Source organism: Deltaproteobacteria bacterium, assembly GCA_012522415.1.
GTDB lineage: Bacteria > Desulfobacterota > Syntrophia > Syntrophales > JAAYKM01 > JAAYKM01.
Genome location: JAAYKM010000065.1, coordinates 1 through 2,777, shown reverse-complemented (window position 1 = coordinate 2,777; position 2,777 = coordinate 1). Strand labels below are relative to the sequence as shown.

Sequence of the window (2,777 nt, the reverse complement as noted above, 5' to 3'; positions counted from 1 at the left end):
TAAGGTTCCGTTCCATTTCATCGACAATTTCACTGTCACCAGCCACATCGAACAGAACATAAAACCCCATGCTCTGCTTCCGGACATCATATGCCAGCTTCCTCTTGCCCCATTTCTCGACCTTGATGATCAATCCCCCGTGCTCCGTTACCATGGTCTGATAACGTTCGACGATCCCACTGATCTCGGCGTCGGAAAGATTCGCCATGGCAATAAAAACAACATCGTACCTTCTCAATGACCTACCTCCTCTCGGCTTTGTAGCCCGATCACCGGGATCGGGCAAGGAAAATAAATGGATCGTAAAAAACGATCTGCTCTCTTATTATAGGAACCTCGAGAAATCAAGATTTTTTATCCTGTCTCCCGGCGCGGCGCGACCCCGTTCAGGGCGGCATCGTCATAGATGGCGAAACCAGTAATCCTCGATAAAACGGAAGTTCTGTCTCACCACCTCCCTGCCGGCAAGGATATCCCCGTGGCCGCTCAAGAGATACTCCACGTCGAGGTCCATGATCTTCCGGATGCTTTCCTTCAGACGGGCGCCGCTGCCCTCGGGCAGGTCCGTCCGCCCAATTCCCTGATTGAAGACGACATCGCCCGTAAAGAGGACCTTCGTCTCCGGCCAGTACAGACAAACCGACCCCGGCGAGTGGCCGGGTGTGTTGTAAATTTCCAGAACCACATCCCCCAGGGTGAGGGGTCCCTCTTCCAGGTATAGATCCGGGGCGGGGATGTCATAGTCTCCGCCCGCCCATTCCCGGACAAAACGATACTCTTCCCGGCTCAGGCCGAGGAGCGACGGGCGCTGAAGACGGAAGGCCGCCTCCAGGTGGTCGGGATGGCCATGGGTAACCAGAACGTAGTCGATCTGCGAACGGTCGATCCCCAGGTCGCTCAGGTTCTGTTCCACGTGACGAAAGAGATGGTCGTACCCCGGATCGATGAGAATCTTCTTCTCCCGGTCGATCAAATAGGTGTTGCTGTTGTTCTCACGATAATCCTGCCAGATGAAGGCGTGAAGTCCATCGAAAATCTTCATGAATATGATCCTCCTTCTATTCTCATATCGAACGAAAGCGAAAAATCCTACGCCTGAAAGCCATCCTGCCCGCGACCGATGCCCGGCTCAAGCCGAACACCCCCCTCGTTCTCATCCCGAACTTGGTGTTTCTTCGGACGGTCCGCAACCCCGGGGAAGATCACTTCATACCCCATTGTCATTGCAAACGCCACCCTTCATTGCCTTTATTGTCTGAATCCCCTGAGGCTTCCATCTTTTCTGATTACTTCGCCCTGTTCATTCATCATCGTCGCTACAAAGTATTGCTTATGATAATCAATTCCCATATACTTCACCGCGTGTACCTCCTTAATGTTTTCTAAAACGTAGGGGTTAGTCCGGTACTATCGCCCTGTCGGAGGTACACTTTTTTTCATGTTATCATTCCAAGCTGCGGCATCCCACATGCCATCCCGAATCTCAACGGTGTCCTTGCACATCATTCCAAATCCCACCGCATCCCGCATGTCCTTCCGAATCCCCCTCTGGCCTAAAATGTCCTTCCGAGCCGCCGCATCCTACAGGTCATTCGAGCCGCCGTAGCCCTAAAATGTCATTCCGAATCCCGCCGCATCCTACAGGTCATTCCGAATCCCGCCGGAGGCGGGTGAGGAATCTTAAACGAAACGCATTGGAATGGCGTGAAGGACGAGATTTCTCGTCGCTGCGCTCCTCGAAATGACATAGGGGGCTCCTCAAAATGACATGGGTGAGGGCTCCTCGAAATGACACGGAGGCTACCGCCGGGGCGAAAGGACATAACTTCTTGTCACTTCGAACGTTCCTCTTTGTCGCTTCGAACGAACGTGAGAAGTCCTGAACGAAACACCCCGGGACGGCGGGAAGGACATGATGAATGAGCAAAACGGCAGGGGGGTACGGGCACTGGGGCGCGGACGAAAGGATAAAGTCGGCACTAAATAACATCAATGATATAGGGAGGCCGAAACGGCGACTGGAGAGGACGGTGAGTGCCGTTCAGACGGGACGCGCCGCTCCCGCGTAGCCGAAGGTTTTTCCCAAGAGGCGGCGGCAAAGGTTCGGGAAAGTGAGCTCCTCCCGCGTACCCGCAGGTCTTTCGGTTCCGGCCGGTCAGACCGGAATTGATGGGTTGCCGCTTCCACGTACCCGCAGGTCTTTCAAAAGGGGATCCCCAGATTCAACTGGGGCCGGAAAACATCGACAAAGGCATCAAATTCGTCCCTCCCGAAAGAACCTCCGGAAAAGATGGCCCGAAAATCCGACCAGAGCAACGGATCGCCGCCCCCCATGCGAATGCGCTGTTGTGAATCCGGCTCCAGTTCGAGACGGGACAGGGACATCTTCAGACCTAGGAAACCAAACTCGTCCGATTTCTCCCGACGGGGCGGGATCGGCTCCTCCCCTTCAAAGTCCAGGGGGGATCCAGGCTCAAACAGCCCCTGAAGAACGGGTTCCGGCCCTTCGGCCGTCTGTCGGGCCACGGCATGGGGCATCAGGGACGGATTCACGACAAAAAAGTTTTCCTGCCCGGGGCGGTTCTCTTCCGCGGAAAAGACCGGACAGGGCGAAACGACCGTGACCGCCAGCAGAACAGCGAGCAAGACCCCGCATGGCCGTATGAAGCGGACCGTCATGACTAGCCCTCCCGTTCCTCCAGGATCAGAACGCGGCCCTTGTGAAGGGGGTCATCGAGTTTCATCCCGTTGAGCTTCAGCAGCGTTCCCACAGGCAC

At 55.5% G+C, this 2,777-nt stretch carries 3 protein-coding genes; all 3 read right to left on the bottom strand.

Annotated features, from left to right (window positions below; all coding sequences use genetic code 11):
- The coding region (gene rpsF, locus GX147_05920; GenBank protein ID NLN60230.1) for a 30S ribosomal protein S6 at positions 1-238 on the bottom strand (238 nt) is incomplete at its 3' end.
- 162 nt (positions 239-400) lie between these two features.
- Positions 401-1,042: an MBL fold metallo-hydrolase gene (locus GX147_05915; protein ID NLN60229.1), complete on the bottom strand. Its 642-nt coding sequence runs from the start codon at positions 1,040-1,042 to the stop codon at positions 401-403.
- 1,160 nt (positions 1,043-2,202) lie between these two features.
- Complete coding sequence (locus GX147_05910) at positions 2,203-2,679, bottom strand: hypothetical protein (GenBank protein NLN60228.1); 477 nt, start codon at positions 2,677-2,679, stop codon at positions 2,203-2,205.
- Positions 2,680-2,777: the final 98 nt, after the last annotated feature.